Below are 18,389 nucleotides of genomic sequence, written 5' to 3' on the forward strand. Positions count from 1 at the left end.
GGTAAATATCAGGTTTCAACTTTCCGGTAAATTACTCATCCATGCCGTCTGTTGCAGGCTAAAATGGCGGCAAGCTGACATCCACGAATTTTCTATGTTGCTTTATTTATGCAAGCGAATATTGCCAGATCGGAAACGCACTGACCATTCCCATAATATGTACATACCCCAGGATCTTCTAAAGTAGCCAGTATTTCAGGATGTATTGTTAAAGGAGTGATGAATATAGGACTGCTGGCTTCTGCGTTACTGTTTGATCAAACCGGCCAGTGAAGTTGGCTAAACAAACAACAACTTAGAACATAATCCTATTTCCGAAGCGGCTGTAGTGCTGTTTTGTCCATTTCGATAAATAAAACTGCTGGTTTGCATTCTTTATTGAAGGGCCTTAATCTCTGTTATTATAATTCTCACGGTCGAATTTCCTATATTTTCTACATGATGTTTGCCTACATAGTCGCTCCAATTAGCAGTACCTGCTTTCTCATCAAAGATCATTGTCTCTCCGTTTTCCAGGTAAACTTTTATTTTACCACCCGAAACTACATAAGATGATTTTGCAGGATGGGTATGAGGTTCATCTTTTGCTCCGGGTTTCAGTGTATATTCTAATACTCTTACATGTTCGTTTTCTAAAAGGAGTTTGAAATTATCAGGAGAGATTTTAAATCCATCGATATTTAACCTGGCACTGTCCGTTTTCACAGGATTCGAATGATTCAATGTAACATCGGATGTTGTTTGTTCTTTTCCGGTAGTTGACTTCGGTTGCTGATTGCAGGATGTGACAAAACAAAAAATCACAATAAGAATAAAGAGTTTTGCCATATTGGAGCCATTTATTGTCATTGTTCGATTAGAAACGCTCATGTTCTGCTTCCAGTCACTCAGCTGGCACTTAAGCAATAAATTCATCTAAGTTAATTCCCGGCAACATAACATTCCTTTTCTGATTATTTTACATGGGGATCAAATAAAAATCAAAATCAACGTTATCCACCTTGTACTCGAGCAATGTTCCCAACCCCCTGATGAAATATAATTTCGAATCCTTTTTTATTGGAGGGTGCCCTTTGATTGTGATTTCATTTGCACGATAATCTTTCAAATTTATTTTTACTGGTATGGTATTAAATATCAGTTTATTTTTTTTATATCTGGCGGCAAGCAGATTTACTATCGTGCTATCCTTTGGTTGAACATTACCTTTTTCATCTACTGAAAACCAAAATAATGTAGGTATAGTGTTTCCGGGATAATTCAGGCCAGGTATAGTTAATGCTGACAAATCACTGGCGATATAATAACTAAACCCTTTAATCAGATAATAATATTTATTTCCATTCTGGTATGTAGGGTACGGATTATTGTGTGCACTTAAGATAAATGAAGCTGAAGAAGCGTCGATGAATATTTTTGATGTATGAAATATGAGTTTACTACATTGAACACCGTTGACGACCGTATCGATAGCAGTTGCAGCAATATTATTTGAAACCTTGCTGATTTTTCCACCGGCATCGATGGTGAAGTCCACTTTAGCAAAAGGGTCATCAACTCCGAATGTATGGGTGCCAGCCGGAAGATCAAATAATGTATCTGAGCCACTCGATGGCGCATTATAAACCGGCTGGTATTTATCGATGTAATACTTTCCCTTAAATCCCTGGAATGAAAAATAAACAGGAGATGCATAACTACAGGAAGTAATAATAAATAACATTACCGAAATTGATACAATTGTTCTCATATTTTGTTAGCTTTTGATTGGTGAAATGCATTAGTTGATGCGCTTCATATGAGGTGAAGTACCGCGCCCGCACATTGCCATTGTGCGGATATGCCTTGCGAACACAATTTGAAAAGTAGCCTAAATGTTTGAAACCAGAAAAATCAACCGTTACTTATTCGTTGGCCTGGCGATAATCATGGGAGAAGTTACTGCCTGTATTACTGTCAATTTGAAACATGGTCTCTCCTAATAACTCAAGAGCGCTGGCTCTGACAATCCGTGTGGTAGTAAATTGATCGTGTGATTGGTAAAAAAGGGGGCATTCTTTTTCAAATTATCATTTGTTCCATCAACCAGCCAGTTAAATTAATTGAAATCGGCATGAACAGTCCTGGTGTTGCCGGGGGGAAGGGAATCGGGACAAATACGGATGTTAATATTCCGAATGTTTTCGGAACAGAATTATTACCTCAATACTGCTTCTACTAAACTTGTAATGGAAAGTGTTATTTATTTACGATCACTATTTCATCCCTTACTGCTTTACTTCTGATGCTCTATTTTTTCAAATCTTCTATGATTAACTTCTTTTGCTTAAAGGTATTGATCATCGCTTTTTCTCTTACAGCAGGGTCTGTACTATGAATCAGGTCAAAGTATTCAGTGGGTACAACCTGCCAGGATAAGCCGTATTTGTCTTTGCACCAGCCGCAGGAACCTTCCTCGCCACCATTGGCAGTAAGTGCATCCCAATAATAATCCACTTCTGCCTGGTCCTTGCAATTCACTACAAATGACACTGCTTCATTGAATTTGAACAACGGGCCTGCTGCAAGAATACTAAACTCCATACCTGCTATTTCGATAACTGCTGTTTCAAAACTGGTGGTATCGCTGCTGAATTCATTCGGTGGATTTACAAACTTTCGATAATCTTTCAGTTTGCCATCTTTAAAAATAGATAAATAGTAATCTGCTACAGCTTTAGCATCTTTCTCTACCCATAAACTGGGAGTAATTTTTTGATTTGTATCAGCCATTGTATTGGAATTTTTATTGTTTGAACAGGATGTTGTCAATATCAATAACGCAATCATTGTTGCATTACACAGGTTAATTGTATTCTTTTTCATTTTCTATTATCTGATTGTTTCAATAATAATCCCAGTTCATTCAATGTTACTGTGAACCCTTCTTTGAAACCCATTTCTATCATCTTATCAAGGTCGTTAAGAGATTCAAAGTATATGGAGATACTGACTTTGGTAATTTTTCTTGTAACCGCATTCCCATTGAAATTTTGTTCAGTAAAAATGTGGTCCCAGGTGGTGCCTGGCAAAATTGGCCTTTCGTTTTCATCTGTGAAGAAACCCAGGCATTTAAAATTTGATTTGGGTGTGATGGACGTATATGTAAATATCTGCCATCCGATTTCTACTCCTTCCGGATTTACCGTTGCATAAAATCTTCGCCCTCCGACGCTGAAGTCCATGTATTTTGTTTTCGAGATCAACGGCTTTGGGGCCCACCATTGATCTAAGATTTCTTTTCTTGTAAAAGCATCCCACACCAGTGAAAGTTCAGCATCAAATTCCTTATCAACAAATACGGTGTTGGTTGTTTTGTCGACTTTAAAATTGAATAATAAATCACTGTTCACCTTACATTATTTATCATTATTGCATCTGAATGATCACGTTTACTACGTTCCCTACAATTCTTAATAACGAAACCGATTGGTTGCAAATATATGCGCAACATTTCGGTTTCGCAAAGTTTATTTTCAGGGAATGCTTTTTTGCCCGGGTGAGCGTTTAAAAAATCATGTTGACTATTTCGAATCTTGATTGAGTTTAACCTGGCGAGGAGTTAGTGGCAGATCTCTTCGCATTATCAGACCTTGTTGTGCCAGGGGGAGGGTTATATAGGATAGTTTGATTTAACAGAGATTCTAAAACAGGCATTATCCATATTATGTTTAACCCGGCGTGTATTTTTCCCTTTTTCTGGCAGCATATTCACTTGGTTTACCGTCGGCATCACTTGTATACGGGCCTGTACATTCGTAATTTAAAGGATGAAAGAAATCGTAGTGAAAAGGATCGAGCATCGCCAGTTGGTATGGGTAGGAGTGTATGGGCCTGATGAAAAATTATTTAACCACCTGATTCGGTTACAGAAGGCGGTGTGGTCAAAAACATGGAAGTGTTGGTTGATTTCCTGGGATCGGCAGTTGTATAAACAATTCCTAAGCCGCATGGAAAAGCATTATCATATCAATGATGATGCGATTCGTAAGATAACAACGCAAAACGGTGCCATCCAAAATACAGAAAAGAAAACGCCCGATGGCTTTGATGGTGGCTGGATGGAAATAAAGATGGTGAATGACCCTGCTGGATTGAAATTATGGGAGGAACGTCAGCGGTAACATGGAGGTGAACTCAGAAAGCGATAACATTCAACTCAGGTTGCATTGGATCGGGAATACCCACCGGATCCTGGTTCTGACAATTGAACCGAAGTTAATTTCAATCATAAAAAGAATTGAAGATGCGCGCTGGGATACCGCTACAGGGAACTGGCATTTACCCTTTGAAAAAAGCGCAATATTTATACTGCTTGAGAAAACGCAGGGGATATGGAAATTCGATATGGAGTTTCTGAAAATGCAGTTGCGGTTAAAAAGAATGGGCCTGCATTCATTATCGATTTTTCGGTTATGCCAGAATGTTTCGATTCTGAATCTTTCTGAATTTGAAAAATTTTTAAACGAGCTTCAGTTAAGAGGGTATAGTGTGAACACCGTTCGCAATTACCGGATTGAATTTGCTTTTTTGTTGGGTTTGTTGAAGATGATGCCGGTGGGAGAATTGAAGGAGGATCAGATAAGGGCGTATTTGCTTTGGCTGGTGGAGCAAAAAAAATACGGTGAAGCAAGGGTGCATATGGCGGTCAATGCGATCAAGTTTTATTTTGAAAAAGTGATTCATCAGCCCCGTGTGGTTTATTTTATTCCGAGGCCAGTAAAGCCTTTGCAACTTCCAAGGGTTCATGCAAAGGAAAATATCGGAAAGATGCTGGGTAAAATCGATAATCTGAAATATCGTACGATTCTTACCACTTCTTATGCCTGTGGTTTACGGGTAAGTGAAATAGTAAAGTTGAAAATATCGGACATTGACTCTAAACGCATGACTGTTTTTATTGAAAGGGCAAAAGGGAAAAAAGATCGGGTAGTTATGTTGTCTCCGGTACTGCTCAAATTATTGCGTGAGTATTTTCTTGAATATAAGCCGGTGAAATATTTGTTTGAAAGCAAGGCGGGGGAGCAGTACAGCATTCGTAGTATTCAGGAGATTTTTCAGCAGGCCAAAAAGCAGGCAGGAATTGATATGAAGGGTGGTATACACACATTGCGACATAGTTATGCTACGCATCTGCTGGAGTCGGGGACCGATATTCGCTTTATCCAGGAATTGCTCGGGCACAACAATATAAAGACTACCGTTCGGTATACACATGTGAGTATAAAAAAGATGGGCAACATTCGTAGTCCTCTCGATGACCTTGAGTTTCCTGAAAGCTAAGGAAGAGCGATGCATTTCATAATCAGAGATACTGCCAGTTTAAAAATTCAACACTTTCGGTTTACATTCATGTGTAAAGGTTTGCCGGGTACTGCAAGTGGCTGCGTACATACTTACCTCCGCGCTATAAAAGTAGAATCAGTAGATAGACTCAGTTTCTACAAAAATAGAGAAGGCCTGAAACCGGGTGAAACTGTTGAAGTTGTACAGTTGACGGTATGGTTGCGGTTGCGTATATTTATGCGTTGTGTGCAATACAGGCCACTCCAAAAAAATCGAAAATGCATATTAAGAAAGTATCGGTATTTGCGCTCGTTTGTTTTTTGACCACTTCCTTGACTGCACAGATTTCAATGTCTAGTGACAGCGTCAACAATGCACTCTGTAGAAAATGGGAGTTTAAGGCAATTATAATGGGTGGACAACGATTGTCTAATATGAATGAAACTGTGATTTACGAATTTCAAAATGATGGAACCTTCAAGCGCGTTACCTCAAATGGTAAATCAGAGAAAGGAACATGGGTGTTTAAGCCTGACCAAAAAATTGTTTTGCTGAAACTTAAAAAAACAGTCTTGCACATTCCCTCACTGACCGATGATGAGCTGATAGTCTCTCCAGGAGAGGGTATAAATGGGGCAGAAAATGGCTTGAGTATGGGTACTGTATTGAAGCCTTCAAACTAATTGTATCGCACACAACATCAGCTTCACGCAATACGGGCGACAGAATATGCCATCGGCGACAATAGTTCTGACCCAGCGACAGAATCCCGGCCTTGGCTTTTTAATTTTAAGTTAGTACTTTGTACACGGCCGCCGGGCAGACGGAACATGAAATATCCGTACTGCGTGAAGCCGTCCACGTTGCCTGCAATTTTGTATGACAGCTACTTCAGCTTCAACTATGACATTAAAATACAAGACAAACTTGAAAAAGCGCATTTTCGCAACTTTGGTAGACTATGCCATTTATTTGATTCCTGTATATGCGTATATCATGTTTTTTGGGCAAGACAATAGTGAAGGTGGGAAAACAGTGAGCGGACTTATGGTTTTACCAATTCCACTTACATGGTTTCTTTATTTCGTTGTTGTTGAATCCTGGTTTGGTGCGACACTTGCTCATCAAGGGTTATTTTTAAAAGTGATGACTGTTGACAGGAGAGATATTGAGTTAGTTCAAGCGTTAAAGCGGCGTTTGCTAGACCCAATAGAAATATTATTTTACGGAATTCCTGCTATAATTGCAATTAAAAATTCAGACAAACATCAAAGGATTGGAGACATGTGGGCGAAGACAATTGTTGTTGATACGAAGGATCCAGAACAGTATGTTGAAAAACATACCTCAAGCTCTTGACACAAAACTGCAGGCAACATCGGCCTAGCGCAATACGGGCGACAGAATAAATCCTGATCGACAGTAATTCTAATCGGCGACAGAATCACCGGCCTTGCAGCTTCAGAATAAAATCAGTAAAATTGTACACGGCCGGCCGGACGACATTAACTTGGAGCCCCGTACTGCGCAAGGCCGTGGGCGTTGTGCGCGGCTATCAAAATCGCGACAGAAATCATTTTTAGACAGACATTTAATCACTCGAAACTTTTCCTGCTCCGACGTTTCTCACAGTGTAGACTGCATTATAGAATGACTTCTGGACTGACTTCTAGAATGACTTCCGTATGCGATTGGCAGAGACACCATTGATCGACAGAATATGCACCGCGGCGCGCGACTCTGGTTCGCTGATTCAATTTCCGATGATATGAATTGAAAAAGCGTACGAAACTAAAAAGTTTCCTGCAATATAGACTGTAGCATAGAATGACCTCATAGCCTACCGACTAGAATTACTTTTTAGAACGACATCTGTATGTTGCCTATATTGAAGACCGACATTATTTTAATTCGGAAAGAAACTGTTTTACAATTTGCCAGGCCTCAACAGCAGCGCACAACATCGGCCTGTGCGCAATACGGGCGACAGAATAAGTCATCGACAGTAGTAATTCTAATCAGCGACAGAATCATCGGCCTTGTCTTTTCAGATTTAAGTTAGTACTATTGTACACGGCCGACCGGGCGACATTAACACGGAGACCCGTACTGCGCAAGGCCGTGGGCGTTAGCGGCGTCTGATAATTTCATTAAAATGGAAAATGAAGAATTTAGATTTGGGTCAGAAAGAATTCTTAGTGTATGGATACTTCATGGAACAGCATTGTTTTTCTTATTGGTTTTTGGCTTGACATCAGGACCTATAGATTTTGGTAACTATTTGTTGTTTCTGTTTTGGGGTGTAGTCTTTATCCCTCATACCTATCTATACTTTAATCATCTTAAATATGAAAGAGATACCGTCGTAACTATTTCTTCCAATCAAATATTTATATCAAAGGGTAACATTTCTAAATCATTTAGCATCGACGACATTTTAGAAGTGCAAGAATACGAGGCATTGAGAATTCTATGTACGATTATTGTTAAGTGGAAAATTATTGGTAGATATGATGATGTGACAATGTCAAGTATCACTTATTCAAGAACCGCAGCTTGGCGATTTTTCGGTACAAAAATTAATCGGAAATCATGCTTCTTGCCTACTTTTCCCTAACGCCGCTAACATCGGCCTGTGCGCAATACGGGCGACAGAATATATCATCGACAGCAGTAATTCTAATCGGCGACACAATCACCGGCCTTGTCTTTTCAGATTTAAGTTAGTACTTTGTCGCACGGCCGGCCGGGCGACATTAACACGGAGACCCGTACTGCGCAAGGCCGTGGGCGTTGTGTGCGGCCAATGGGAACATTCCTGTTTTTCGAACAGAAGAAGAACATTTTCTATAGTAAAAACTTAATTAGATATATAGATTTTCAAAACCAGTAGAGTTTGATAATTGTAGTAAAAATATTGTGGGCTATCGGATTCATTGCGAAAATGCAACTCCACATTTATATTGCAAATAGAAATAATAATCCTTTGGTGTATTCAGGTCAAGCGTCATCATTTCAGCTTTTTTGGTTTTATAAAAAACATGTAGATCCGGAATACACTAAGTTAAAACGTCTTTGCAACTATATTCATTTGAGTAATATCATTATGCTTGTAATTATGATTGCTCACAGTGTTATTGAAAGACCTTAACAAGATATATCCAGTGACGTTTATATGAAGTTTTTACTAGCTCTATATTGAGTTTTCCAGAAAATGGATCACGCTCTTAGGTAGTAGATTTTGATTAACAAATTCTGAGACTTTGCGTTATGCGAGTAGAATATTAGCTCAAAACAATGTCGTGGAGCATGCAGGGCCGCACACAACATCGTCCTTGCGCAATACGGGCTGACGAATAAATCCTGATCGACATTAACACTGATGAGCTGTGGTTCGGGCGACAGGAACACAGATCGGCTTTGGAATATAACATCGACGACATAACTTTACTCAGCTGACGGTCCATGCAGAAGGAACATGAAATTCCCGTACTGCGCAAGGCCGTGGGCGTTAGCTGCAATACTTTGAAACCTTCATTACAAATGGCTGGATACTATAAAGAAAAAGTAAAATCAGATATTTTTAGCTTAGGTATATATCAGATTGCGGGTGGTTTAATTGGGATAGTGAAGATCCTGTTTGCATTTTTCGTAAACTTCAGCTTTAATGGATTGGAAATAATATTCTATGTGATAATGTTGAGTTTTTTTATTTTTTCTGTATTTGCAGGTTTTGCATGCATTAATGGCCGATCCGACGCTTTAAAATTTTCAAGTCTGAATCAGTATTTTCAGATTCTTAGCTTTTCGATATTAAGCCTATCCTTTTCATACATAGCGGGAGTGTATCTATCGATAAACTTTGATATCACTAATTCAACGGAGTTGGACTTGGGATTTGGGTACTCAAAGTTTAGTTTGAGAATAGATGATAAGAATGAGAAAACCTATGTTCATATTAACCTAATTGCCATTGGTCTTGTTTATTGGATTGATAAGCTTAAGAGTAGAAATCAGAATGACATTGAGTTTGCCGAAAATAATTCGGTAAAAGGATCATAAAGTATTGCAGCTAACATCGGCCTATGCGCAATACGGGCTGACGAATATATCCTGATCGACAGTAATTCTAATCGACGACAGAATCACCGGCCTTGTCTTTTCAAATTCAAATCTGTATTATTGTACACGGCCGACCGGGCGACATTAACACGGAGACCCGTACTGCGCAAGGCCGTGGAGCGTTATGCGGCATTAATCCTTCCTGATAGCAAGTTTGCTGTTTAATTTAAAATACTTACTTTTAACGTTAGTATTGTTGAACTTTTGACAAAATGATCATTTCGTTTGGTAATTCGGACACAGAGAAAATTTGGTTAGGACAAAGAGTTAAACGAATTCCAAATGAAATTCAAGAAGTCGGCCGACGGAAACAGAGAATGCTGAATAACTCGACAAATCTGATCGACCTGAAAGTCCCGCCATCTAACAGACTGGAAAAACTTTCGGGAGATTTGAAAGGTTTTTATAGTATCAGAATTAATGACCAGTGGCGGATCATTTTTAAATGGACTTCAAACAATGCTAACGAGGTAGAAATTGTAGACTATCATTAAAGCGACTCAAATGCGACCGTTAAAAAATATACATCCTGGTGAAGTACTGATGGAAGAGTTTTTGCTTCCATTGGAGATTACTGCTTACAGACTTGCCAAGGAAATCGATATTCCTCAGACGAGACTTTCCGAAATCTTGAAAGGTCGCAGAAGAATTACCGCAGACACTGCACTACGACTGAGCAAGTATTTTGGGAACTCAGCGAAATTCTGGCTAGGTCTTCAGGACGACTTTGACATTGAAGAAGAGATGACTTCGAAACGTAAGGCACTTGAATCTATAGTGCCTATGAAGATTAACGCCGCATAACATCGGCCTGTGCGCAATACGGGCTGAAGAATAAATCCTCATCGATAGTAATTCTATTGAGCGACAGAATCACCGGCCTTTGCTTTTCAAATTTAAGTAAGTACTATTGTACACGGCCGGCCGGGCAGACGGAACATGAAATTCCCGAACTGCGCAAGGCCGTGGGCGTTGTACGCATTCTGCAATCAACCTGTAATGTTAAAAAGATATTGGATAGTTGTTTTCCCTGAGAATCGATATGGCCCAAAGAATTTTGGTGTCACAGCTTTTTCTGAAAAGCACGCGCGAGAATTAACTAAGCAACAACTTTTCAAATTAGGTTGGCCATCATTTGACACAGAAATTGACAAAGCTGAAATTATTGAAAATGTCGACACACGAATTCTTGACCAGGATCATGTCATTCCAAATATGGGAGTAGCTATCTGGCAAGGCTTGTGGTTTCCAAATTGTAATTGGTGATCAGTATGACTAAGCAAAATTGGTTTATTGTAATAAGTTTAATACTCGTAGTAACTTCAGGAGTACTCTGCTTTAAAAACCTTAAAAATTTCCGAAAATCGCTTTATTGGTTGTTGTTTCCGAATATCATTTCTATTTGGTCGAAGAAGATATGGAACAGAGATTTTGAAAATACATTTCGTTTTGATCTGTTTGTTTTTTTGAGCGTGATATTAGTCGGGATGAACTATTTGATTTTTAGGTTTATTCTTTGACATTAGATGCTTACTGAATGCGTACAACATCGGCCTGTGCGCAATACAGGCTGACGAATAAATCCTGATCCACATTAACACGGATGAGCTGCAGTTCGGGCGACAGGAACACGGATCGGCTTTGGAATGTAACTTCAGCTATATATCTTTACTCGGCTGACGTCCGGGCAGACGGAACATGAAATTCCCGTACTGCGCAAGGCCGTGGGCGTTGCGCGCTACAGAGGCTGCATCAAATTCAAACCATTTTTTTTCAGCTTTTCATTTCAGATTTCTGAATACTTTCTCGTCGACGTTTACTACAAGCTAGAGCGACAGCAAGATCGACCTGGAGATTGACTTAATAGATCGACAGCAACACAACAACGAGAACGACATCCTATATCGACATCTGGATTGCAGAAAGATCGACAGCAAAGAACGACAACAGCACAACCTCAAGAGCGACAGAAAGAGCGACATCAAAGAATGACTTCAAGAACGACTACTGTTTTATTCTCTCAGATTTTAGAAAGGTTGCACAATTGCAAAGACCTTCTGTAGCGCGCAACATCGGCCTGTGCGCAATACGGGCGATAGAATATGTCATCGGCGACAGTAATTCTATTGAGCGACAGAATTGCGGCCTTTGCTTTTTCAAATTCAAGTTCGTATCATTGTAGCCGGCCGACCAGGCGACATTAACACGGAGACCCGTACTGCGCAAGGCCGTGGGCGTTGTGTGCCATTTTTTTTCCTCTCAGCTTTTTTGCTTAATTTTATTTCAAAGCTTTTTATGTCGAAAGAAGAAATTAAAGCGGAGATTAATCGTGTGTTGGATAACTTATCCGACAAGACTCTCGCAGAGCTTTTGTCTTACCTAAAAGACATTGATAGTAAAAACAACGAATTTCTGAACGTTGGCATTTTAAACAAGATCCTTTCTGAAGACAAATCATTACTCGCAAAACTTGCCAAATGATTTCTGTCCAGGACGTTGAACAAATCCATCAAGTATTAATTTCAAAATTCGGCGGGTCCCAAGGCATCAGAGACAGACAAGCATTGGAGTCAGCGCTTTCGAGACCATTTCAAACTTTCGATGGAATTGATTTGTATCCGGATGTAATTACGAAAGGTGCATCTTTGCTTGAGAGCATATTAATTAACCATCCATTTGTAGACGGTAACAAAAGGACAGCATACGTTGTACTTAGAGTGTTTCTTCTAATAAATGGCAAAGACATTCATGATTCCGAAGATAATAAGTATGAACTTATCATCAATGTCGCATCTGGTGTGGCAAAGTTTGACGAAATAGTTAAGTGGTTGCGTCGGACAGTTTTCTAAAAATGGCACACAACATCGGCCTGGCGCAATACGGGCTGACGAATATATCCTCATCGACATGAACACGGATGAGCTTCAGTTCCAGGCGACAGGAACACGGATCGGCTTTGGAATATAACATCGACAACATAACTTTACTCAGCTGACAGTCCAGGCAGACGGAACATGAATTCCCGTACTGCGCAAGGCCGTGGGCGTTGTGCGCAAATTTAACTAGAGTCTTCCATCACAGAGCAGAATGATGATCAAAATAAATTTCAGATCTATTCTTGTATTGGTTTTGACATCTATATTAATAACCGGTTGCGAACCTAATCGTGAGAAAAAATTGATGAAATTGGCGATCGATAATATAAAGTCAAATGATATTAAAGCCTTAAAAGCAATTGTGCACTTTCAGGCTGACATGCCTGCGACATTCGGAGAATACGATCTAACTCAAATGAGTTCCGTCATTTCTACTTGTTATCAACAGATTCTCAAAGAAATCGATAATTCCACTGCGAAAACGACGACTTTGCCAGATGGTTCAGTTGAAGATACTTTCCTGATTTATCTAGACAAGACATGTTATGATACAGCATCTTTAAAAAGTCCCTTTTTTCGATTTAGGTTTTTGCACCCTCTAGGCCTAAAAAAGATTACATCATTTACTTTTGAACGCGAGGAGCTGAAATTTAAGGTGTCAGATTCACTTCCGAGTGGTATAGAGAAACTAATTGATAATTAAAGACACAGCGAATTTGAGCAATTATTTATGATATTAAGTTTTGCCCGGGTAGCCCTACTATTTGCGCACAACATCGGCCTGGCGCAATACGGGCAGACGAATATATCCTGATCGACATTAACACAGATGAGCTTCAGTTCCGGGCGACAGGAACTTTGATCGACTTTGGAATATAATATCGACAATATATCTTTACTCGGCTGACGGTCCCGGCAGACGGAACATGAAATTCCCGTACTGCGCAAGGCCGTGGGCGTTGCGCGCTACAGAGGCTGCATCAAATTCAAACCATTTTTTTTCAGCTTTTCATTTCAGATTTCTGAATACTTTCTCGTCGACGTTTACTACAAGCTAGAGCGACAGCAAGATCGACCTGGAGATTGACTTAATAGATCGACAGCAACACAACAACGAGAACGACATCCTATATCGACATCTGGATTGCAGAAAGATCGACAGCAAAGAACGACAACAGCACAACCTCAAGAGCGACAGAAAGAGCGACATCAAAGAATGACTTCAAGAACGACTACTGTTTTATTCTCTCAGATTTTAGAAAGGTTGCACAATTGCAAAGACCTTCTGTAGCGCGCAACATCGGCCTGTGCGCAATACGGGCGATAGAATATGTCATCGGCGACAGTAATTCTATTGAGCGACAGAATTGCGGCCTTTGCTTTTTCAAATTCAAGTTCGTATCATTGTAGCCGGCCGACCAGGCGACATTAACACGGAGACCCGTACTGCGCAAGGCCGTGGGCGTTGTGTGCCATTTTACCTTTAATTTCCCACCTGCAAGCAAAATGACAATAGACGTAGAATTTGGAAGAGAAAATAGAAATGCACTTTTATTAAACTCAACTTCAGCCGACGATTATGTAGCTTCCAGGTGTTGTTTTTTAAATGGACTAATCGGACAGGGATATATTCTTGGAGAGCAAGCGATAGAAAAAGTTTTAAAATCCGCAATCCTACTTATCGATAAAAATATAAATGTTAGAAGTAAAAAGCAGTTTGGCATTCACAATATTGAACAGTTGATTATTCATTTTGGATCGGTTGCGAATGTTGATTGCCAGAGGTTCTTTAGTATGGCACAAAAATTAACAGAGGCGTATGAGTTATTAAGATATCCAGACAACAAAATTAAAGTGCCCGGTTCGTCATACCATTTTACACCGAAATTTATTTCGGAAGTTGATGAAGTATACATTTTCGTTGCAGAAAAACTTAATATTCCAGACAATGTAAAATATCGTACTGGGATTTTCCGAATGTTATTTATGAGTTCCGTTGAACGTACAAAGTATTGGTTACAACTGGACAATTCAATTTTAAAGTCAAAGTTGCGTGACTGGAATGCAGAGTTCATTCGATTCAAACAGTAAAACGGCACACAACATCGGCCTATGCGCAATACGGGCAGACGAACATATCCTGATCGACATTAACACGGATGAGCTGCAGTTCCGGCGACAGGAACACGGATCGGCTTTGGAATATAACATCGACAATATATCTTTACTCAGCTGACGTCCCAGCAGACGGAACATGAAATTCCCGTACTGCGCAAGGCCGTGGGCGTTGTGTGCTGTGCTGCGAGAGGCTCCAAAATGACTATATTTGCTGAATGAAATGGCAGGATTACATAGTATCGGACAAGCAAATTCTCCTTGGTAAACCGACAATTAAGGGTACACGGCTTTCTGTGGAATTGATATTAGAATTGTTGGAATCTGGATGGAATGAAAAACAGATCTTAGAAGCTTATCCTTCACTTTCAGAAAACTCAATGCGAGCTGTATTTGCGTATTTGAAAGATTGTTTACAACAAGAATTATATTTCCCAATATCTGCATAGATGTTTCTGGCCAACGAAAATTTTCCGCGACCGAGTATTTTTTTTCTACGAGACAAAGGTTATTCAGTCAAGAGTATTCAAGAAACAAATCAGGGTGCATCAGATGAAGAAGTCATCGGAATTGCAAAAAAGGACAATTTAATTATCCTGACATTTGACAGGGATTATGGCGAACTCATTTTTCGTTATGCAGTGGAAAGTCCGCCCTCAGTAATTTACTTCCGATATAAAGGAACTGATCCACAATTTGTCGGAAAGCTGTTATATGATTTGTTGACTGATGAGAAAATTGAAATGGATAATGCATTTACGGTAGTAGATCAGAACAGCATCAGACAAAGATTCTATCCTAAATAACCCGCACAGCACACAACATCGGCCTGTGCGCAATACGGGCGACAGAATAAGCCATCGACAGCAGTAACTCTAATCGGCGACAGAATGACGGCCTTTGCTTTTTCAAATTCAAATCAGTATTATTGTACACGGCCGACCAAGCGACATTAACACGGAGACCCGTACTGCGCAAGGCCGTGGGCGTTGTGCGCTACAGAGGTTGCATCAAATTCAAACCATTTTTTTCAATTTTTCATTTCAGATTTTTGAATACTTTCTCCGCGACGTTTACTACCAGACAGAGCGACATCAAGATCGACCTGGAGATTGACCTCATAGATCGACAGCAGCACAACCACTAGAGCGACTTGATATATCGACATCTGGACTAGCAGAAAGATCGACAGAATAGAGCGACAACAGCACAACATCAAGAGCGACCGAAAGAGCGATGGCATAGATTGACTTCCAGAACGACTTCTGTTTTATGCTCTCAGAATTTGAAAAGGTTGCGCAATTGCAAGACCTTCTGTAGCGCACAACATCGGCCTGTGCGCAATACGGGCGACAGAATAAGTCTTCAACGACAGTAATTCTAATCATCTACAAAATGACCGGCCTTGTGATTTCAAATTCAAGTTCGTATCATTGTACACGGCCGGGCGAGCGACATTAACACAGAGGCCCGTACTGCGCAAGGCCGTGGGCGTTGTACGGGGCAATTTATCAACAATCATTTTACGACGGAAAGAAAGTTGAAAAGCTGTATCGAAAATTGAAAGTCTTCGCGGTTGAAATTTTTGTCTCACTTTATAGTTTCCTTTGAAAAATCGACAAGCTTGTATGTGAAGGCGAGAGTTCAGAAAAACGTTACAATTGCTAAGCGTACACAGAATCTAAGTTTCCCTTCGGTGCAGTTAGTCTTTCGAAAAGGTAGCACAATTGCGATTGAAAAAGTTCCCGAGAAAATTCAAAAAGGACATTGGTGCAAATATTTTCCTTTCCTCAAAAGCACTTCGACTATACAACGCTTTTCAATTTCATAAAGTTCCCGAGTAAGTGCAGAAAGAACATTGGAGCAAATATTTCACTCTCCGCAAGTTGCATCTCGACAATACGACGTGCTTCACAATCAAAGTTTCGCGACGTGGTTTCGAGTTGGTTAATTTCTATAATCTTCAGAACGCCTGACAAAATGCTTTGTGCATCGACAATTATCTTTATTTAACGGGACATTATTTTGAAATAATTGGTTGACAGAGACTTTCCTAAATGACAGAACCTATTTGCCCCGTACAACATCGGCCTGTGCGCAATACGGGCGACAGAATATGCCATCGACAGTATTAATTCTAATCGGCGACAGAATCATCGGCCTTGTCTTTTCAGAATTAAGTTAGTACTATTGTACACGGCCGACCGGGCGACATTAACACGGAGACCCGTACTGCACAAGGCCGTGGGCGTTGTGCGCTACAGAGGTTGCATCAAGTTCAAATCAGTTTTTTTCAACTTTTCGTTTCAGATTTCTGAGTACTTTCTCCGCGACGTTTACTACAAGCTAGAGCGACAGCAAGATCGGCCTGAAGATTGACGTCATAGATCGACAGCAACACAACAACTAGAATGCCTTCACATATCGACATCTGGATTGCCAGAAAGATCGACGGCATAGATCGACAACAGCACAACCTCAAGAGCGACCGAAAGAGCGACATCTTCGAATGACTTCCAGAGCGACTTCTGTTTTATCCACTCAGTTTTTGAAAAGGTTGCGCGATTGCAAACACTTCTGTAGCGCACAACATCGGCCTGTGCACAATACGGGCGACAGAATATGTCATCGGCGACAGTAATTCTATTGATCGACAGAATCGCGGCCTTTGCGAATTCAAATTCAAGTTCGTATCATTGTACACGGCCGGCCGGACGACATTAACACGGAATTCCCGTACTGCGCAAGGCCGTGGGCGTTGCGCGCTACAGAGGCTGCATCAAATTCAAATCAGTTTTCTTTCAACTTTTCGTTTCAGATTTCTGAATACTTTCCCCGCGACGTTTTCTACAAGCTAGAGCGACAGCAAGATCGACCTGGAGATTGACGTAATAGATCGACAGCAGCACAACATCAAGAACGACTTCCTATATCGGCCTCTGGATTGCCAGAAAGATCGACGGCATAGAGCGACAACAACACAACATCAGGAGCGACCGAAAGAGCGACGTCATAGATTGACTTCAAGAACAACTTCTGTTTTATCCTCTGAGATTTTGAAAAGGTTGCTCAATAGCAAAGACCTTCTGTAGCGCGCAACATCGGCCTGTGCGCAATACGGGCGACAGAATATATCATCGACAGTAGTAATTCTAATCAGCGACAGAATCATCGGCCTTGGCTTTTCAAATTTAAGTTAGTACTTTGTCGCACGGCCGGCCGGGCGACATTAACACGGAGACCCGTACTGCGCAAGGCCGTGGGCGTTGTGCGCTACAGTAGTCGCATCAAATTCAAATCAGTTTTTGTTCAAATTTTCATTTCAGATTTCTGAATACTTTCCCCGCGACGTTTACTACAAGCAAGAGCGACATCAAGATCGACCTGGAGATTGACATCATAGATCAACAGCAGCACAACAACTAGAACGACTTCATATATCGACCTCTGGATTGTCAGCAAGATCGACAGCATAGAGCGACAACAGCACAACCTCAAGAGCGACCGAAAGAGCGACATCATAGAAAGACATCCGGAACGACTTCTCTTTTATCCTTCGAGATTGTAAAAAGGCTCCACAATTGCAAACACTTCTGTAGCGCACAACATCGGCCTGTGCGCAATACGGGCGACAGAATATGTCATCGACAGCAGTAGTTCTAATCAGCGACAGAATCACCGGCCTTGCAGCTTCAGAATAAAATCAGTAAAATTGTAACCGGCCGGCCGGGCGACATTAACACGGAGACCCGTACTGCGCAAGGCCGTGGGCGTTGTACGGGGCAATTTATCAACAATCATTTTACGACGGAAAGAAAGTTGAAAAGCTGTATCGAAAATTGAAAGTCTTCGCGGTTGAAATTTTTGTCTCACTTTATAGTTTCCTTTGAAAAATCGACAAGCTTGTATGTGAAGGCGAGAGTTCAGAAAAACGTTACAATTGCTAAGCGT

19 protein-coding genes are annotated in these 18,389 nt (G+C 40.6%); 15 read left to right on the forward strand and 4 right to left on the reverse strand.

What is annotated here, in order from left to right; all coding sequences use genetic code 11:
* Positions 1 to 375: 375 nt before the first annotated feature.
* From P2W82_RS24210 to P2W82_RS24225, 4 genes are all read right to left on the reverse strand, one after another.
* Positions 376 to 828, reverse strand: a complete 453-nt coding sequence (locus tag P2W82_RS24210; protein WP_336518547.1) for a cupin domain-containing protein — start codon at positions 826 to 828, stop codon at positions 376 to 378.
* A gap of 130 nt (positions 829 to 958) precedes the next feature.
* On the reverse strand, positions 959 to 1,750 hold the full coding sequence (locus P2W82_RS24215; protein WP_336518548.1) for a hypothetical protein: 792 nt from the start codon (positions 1,748 to 1,750) through the stop codon (positions 959 to 961).
* 539 nt (positions 1,751 to 2,289) lie between these two features.
* Positions 2,290 to 2,865 carry a VOC family protein gene (locus P2W82_RS24220; protein ID WP_336518549.1) on the reverse strand — a complete coding sequence of 192 codons (576 nt, stop codon included), beginning with the start codon at positions 2,863 to 2,865 and terminating at the stop codon, positions 2,290 to 2,292.
* On the reverse strand, positions 2,862 to 3,392 hold the full coding sequence (locus P2W82_RS24225) for an SRPBCC family protein (protein WP_336518550.1): 531 nt from the start codon (positions 3,390 to 3,392) through the stop codon (positions 2,862 to 2,864). The genes P2W82_RS24220 and P2W82_RS24225 overlap by 4 nt, the downstream gene beginning before the upstream one ends.
* A 417-nt stretch (positions 3,393 to 3,809) precedes the next feature.
* On the opposite strand from P2W82_RS24225, the gene P2W82_RS24230 reads away from it, so the two are divergent.
* The 15 genes from P2W82_RS24230 to P2W82_RS24290 all read left to right on the forward strand — a co-directional run bounded on the left by P2W82_RS24230 (position 3,810) and on the right by P2W82_RS24290 (position 15,244).
* Positions 3,810 to 4,163 carry a hypothetical protein gene (locus tag P2W82_RS24230; RefSeq protein WP_336518551.1) on the forward strand — a complete coding sequence of 118 codons (354 nt, stop codon included), beginning with the start codon at positions 3,810 to 3,812 and terminating at the stop codon, positions 4,161 to 4,163.
* Position 4,164: 1 nt separating this feature from the next.
* Positions 4,165 to 5,322 (forward strand): tyrosine-type recombinase/integrase, encoded by a 1,158-nt coding sequence (locus P2W82_RS24235; RefSeq protein WP_336518552.1) that lies wholly within the window; start codon positions 4,165 to 4,167, stop codon positions 5,320 to 5,322.
* Positions 5,323 to 5,603: 281 nt separating this feature from the next.
* Positions 5,604 to 6,008: a hypothetical protein gene (locus P2W82_RS24240; protein ID WP_336518553.1), complete on the forward strand. Its 405-nt coding sequence runs from the start codon at positions 5,604 to 5,606 to the stop codon at positions 6,006 to 6,008.
* A gap of 220 nt (positions 6,009 to 6,228) precedes the next feature.
* Positions 6,229 to 6,684, forward strand: a complete 456-nt coding sequence (locus P2W82_RS24245; RefSeq protein ID WP_336518554.1) for an RDD family protein — start codon at positions 6,229 to 6,231, stop codon at positions 6,682 to 6,684.
* A gap of 796 nt (positions 6,685 to 7,480) precedes the next feature.
* Positions 7,481 to 7,942: a PH domain-containing protein gene (locus tag P2W82_RS24250; RefSeq protein ID WP_336518555.1), complete on the forward strand. Its 462-nt coding sequence runs from the start codon at positions 7,481 to 7,483 to the stop codon at positions 7,940 to 7,942.
* Positions 7,943 to 8,790: 848 nt separating this feature from the next.
* Positions 8,791 to 9,387, forward strand: coding sequence for a hypothetical protein (locus P2W82_RS24255; protein ID WP_336518556.1), 597 nt, complete (start codon positions 8,791 to 8,793; stop codon positions 9,385 to 9,387).
* A 272-nt stretch (positions 9,388 to 9,659) separates the two neighbouring features.
* Entirely contained in the window at positions 9,660 to 9,941 is a 282-nt protein-coding gene (locus P2W82_RS24860; protein ID WP_419555733.1) for a type II toxin-antitoxin system RelE/ParE family toxin, read from the forward strand.
* Positions 9,942 to 9,951: 10 nt separating this feature from the next.
* Positions 9,952 to 10,251, forward strand: a complete 300-nt coding sequence (locus P2W82_RS24260; RefSeq protein WP_336518557.1) for a HigA family addiction module antitoxin — start codon at positions 9,952 to 9,954, stop codon at positions 10,249 to 10,251.
* A gap of 195 nt (positions 10,252 to 10,446) precedes the next feature.
* Positions 10,447 to 10,713, forward strand: a complete 267-nt coding sequence (locus P2W82_RS24265; protein ID WP_336518558.1) for a hypothetical protein — start codon at positions 10,447 to 10,449, stop codon at positions 10,711 to 10,713.
* 882 nt (positions 10,714 to 11,595) lie between these two features.
* Positions 11,596 to 11,928, forward strand: coding sequence for a hypothetical protein (locus P2W82_RS24270; RefSeq protein WP_336518559.1), 333 nt, complete (start codon positions 11,596 to 11,598; stop codon positions 11,926 to 11,928).
* On the forward strand, positions 11,925 to 12,296 hold the full coding sequence (locus P2W82_RS24275) for a type II toxin-antitoxin system death-on-curing family toxin (protein WP_336518560.1): 372 nt from the start codon (positions 11,925 to 11,927) through the stop codon (positions 12,294 to 12,296). The genes P2W82_RS24270 and P2W82_RS24275 overlap by 4 nt, the downstream gene beginning before the upstream one ends.
* A 337-nt stretch (positions 12,297 to 12,633) precedes the next feature.
* Positions 12,634 to 13,026, forward strand: coding sequence for a hypothetical protein (locus P2W82_RS24280; RefSeq protein ID WP_336518561.1), 393 nt, complete (start codon positions 12,634 to 12,636; stop codon positions 13,024 to 13,026).
* 803 nt (positions 13,027 to 13,829) lie between these two features.
* A complete protein-coding gene (locus P2W82_RS24285; RefSeq protein WP_336518562.1) occupies positions 13,830 to 14,414 on the forward strand; it encodes a HEPN domain-containing protein in 585 nt (194 codons plus the stop codon).
* 242 nt (positions 14,415 to 14,656) lie between these two features.
* Positions 14,657 to 14,887 carry a DUF433 domain-containing protein gene (locus tag P2W82_RS24865; protein WP_419555734.1) on the forward strand — a complete coding sequence of 77 codons (231 nt, stop codon included), beginning with the start codon at positions 14,657 to 14,659 and terminating at the stop codon, positions 14,885 to 14,887.
* Positions 14,888 to 15,244: a DUF5615 family PIN-like protein gene (locus P2W82_RS24290; RefSeq protein ID WP_336518563.1), complete on the forward strand. Its 357-nt coding sequence runs from the start codon at positions 14,888 to 14,890 to the stop codon at positions 15,242 to 15,244.
* Positions 15,245 to 18,389: the final 3,145 nt, after the last annotated feature.

The organism is Pollutibacter soli (assembly GCA_029269725.1).
In the GTDB taxonomy this organism is placed as follows: domain Bacteria; phylum Bacteroidota; class Bacteroidia; order Chitinophagales; family Chitinophagaceae; genus Pollutibacter; species Pollutibacter soli.

Coding starts and splice junctions, on each gene's coding strand:
- P2W82_RS24210 (WP_336518547.1), bottom strand. CDS start 828: ATGGCAAAACTCTTTATTCTTATTGTGATTTTTTGTTTTGTCACATCC.
- P2W82_RS24215 (WP_336518548.1), bottom strand. CDS start 1,750: ATGAGAACAATTGTATCAATTTCGGTAATGTTATTTATTATTACTTCC.
- P2W82_RS24220 (WP_336518549.1), bottom strand. CDS start 2,865: ATGAAAAAGAATACAATTAACCTGTGTAATGCAACAATGATTGCGTTA.
- P2W82_RS24230 (WP_336518551.1), top strand. CDS start 3,810: ATGAAAGAAATCGTAGTGAAAAGGATCGAGCATCGCCAGTTGGTATGG.
- P2W82_RS24235 (WP_336518552.1), top strand. CDS start 4,165: ATGGAGGTGAACTCAGAAAGCGATAACATTCAACTCAGGTTGCATTGG.
- P2W82_RS24240 (WP_336518553.1), top strand. CDS start 5,604: ATGCATATTAAGAAAGTATCGGTATTTGCGCTCGTTTGTTTTTTGACC.
- P2W82_RS24245 (WP_336518554.1), top strand. CDS start 6,229: ATGACATTAAAATACAAGACAAACTTGAAAAAGCGCATTTTCGCAACT.
- P2W82_RS24250 (WP_336518555.1), top strand. CDS start 7,481: ATGGAAAATGAAGAATTTAGATTTGGGTCAGAAAGAATTCTTAGTGTA.
- P2W82_RS24255 (WP_336518556.1), top strand. CDS start 8,791: ATGCAGAAGGAACATGAAATTCCCGTACTGCGCAAGGCCGTGGGCGTT.
- P2W82_RS24860 (WP_419555733.1), top strand. CDS start 9,660: ATGATCATTTCGTTTGGTAATTCGGACACAGAGAAAATTTGGTTAGGA.
- P2W82_RS24260 (WP_336518557.1), top strand. CDS start 9,952: ATGCGACCGTTAAAAAATATACATCCTGGTGAAGTACTGATGGAAGAG.
- P2W82_RS24265 (WP_336518558.1), top strand. CDS start 10,447: ATGTTAAAAAGATATTGGATAGTTGTTTTCCCTGAGAATCGATATGGC.
- P2W82_RS24275 (WP_336518560.1), top strand. CDS start 11,925: ATGATTTCTGTCCAGGACGTTGAACAAATCCATCAAGTATTAATTTCA.
- P2W82_RS24285 (WP_336518562.1), top strand. CDS start 13,830: ATGACAATAGACGTAGAATTTGGAAGAGAAAATAGAAATGCACTTTTA.
- P2W82_RS24865 (WP_419555734.1), top strand. CDS start 14,657: ATGAAATGGCAGGATTACATAGTATCGGACAAGCAAATTCTCCTTGGT.
- P2W82_RS24290 (WP_336518563.1), top strand. CDS start 14,888: ATGTTTCTGGCCAACGAAAATTTTCCGCGACCGAGTATTTTTTTTCTA.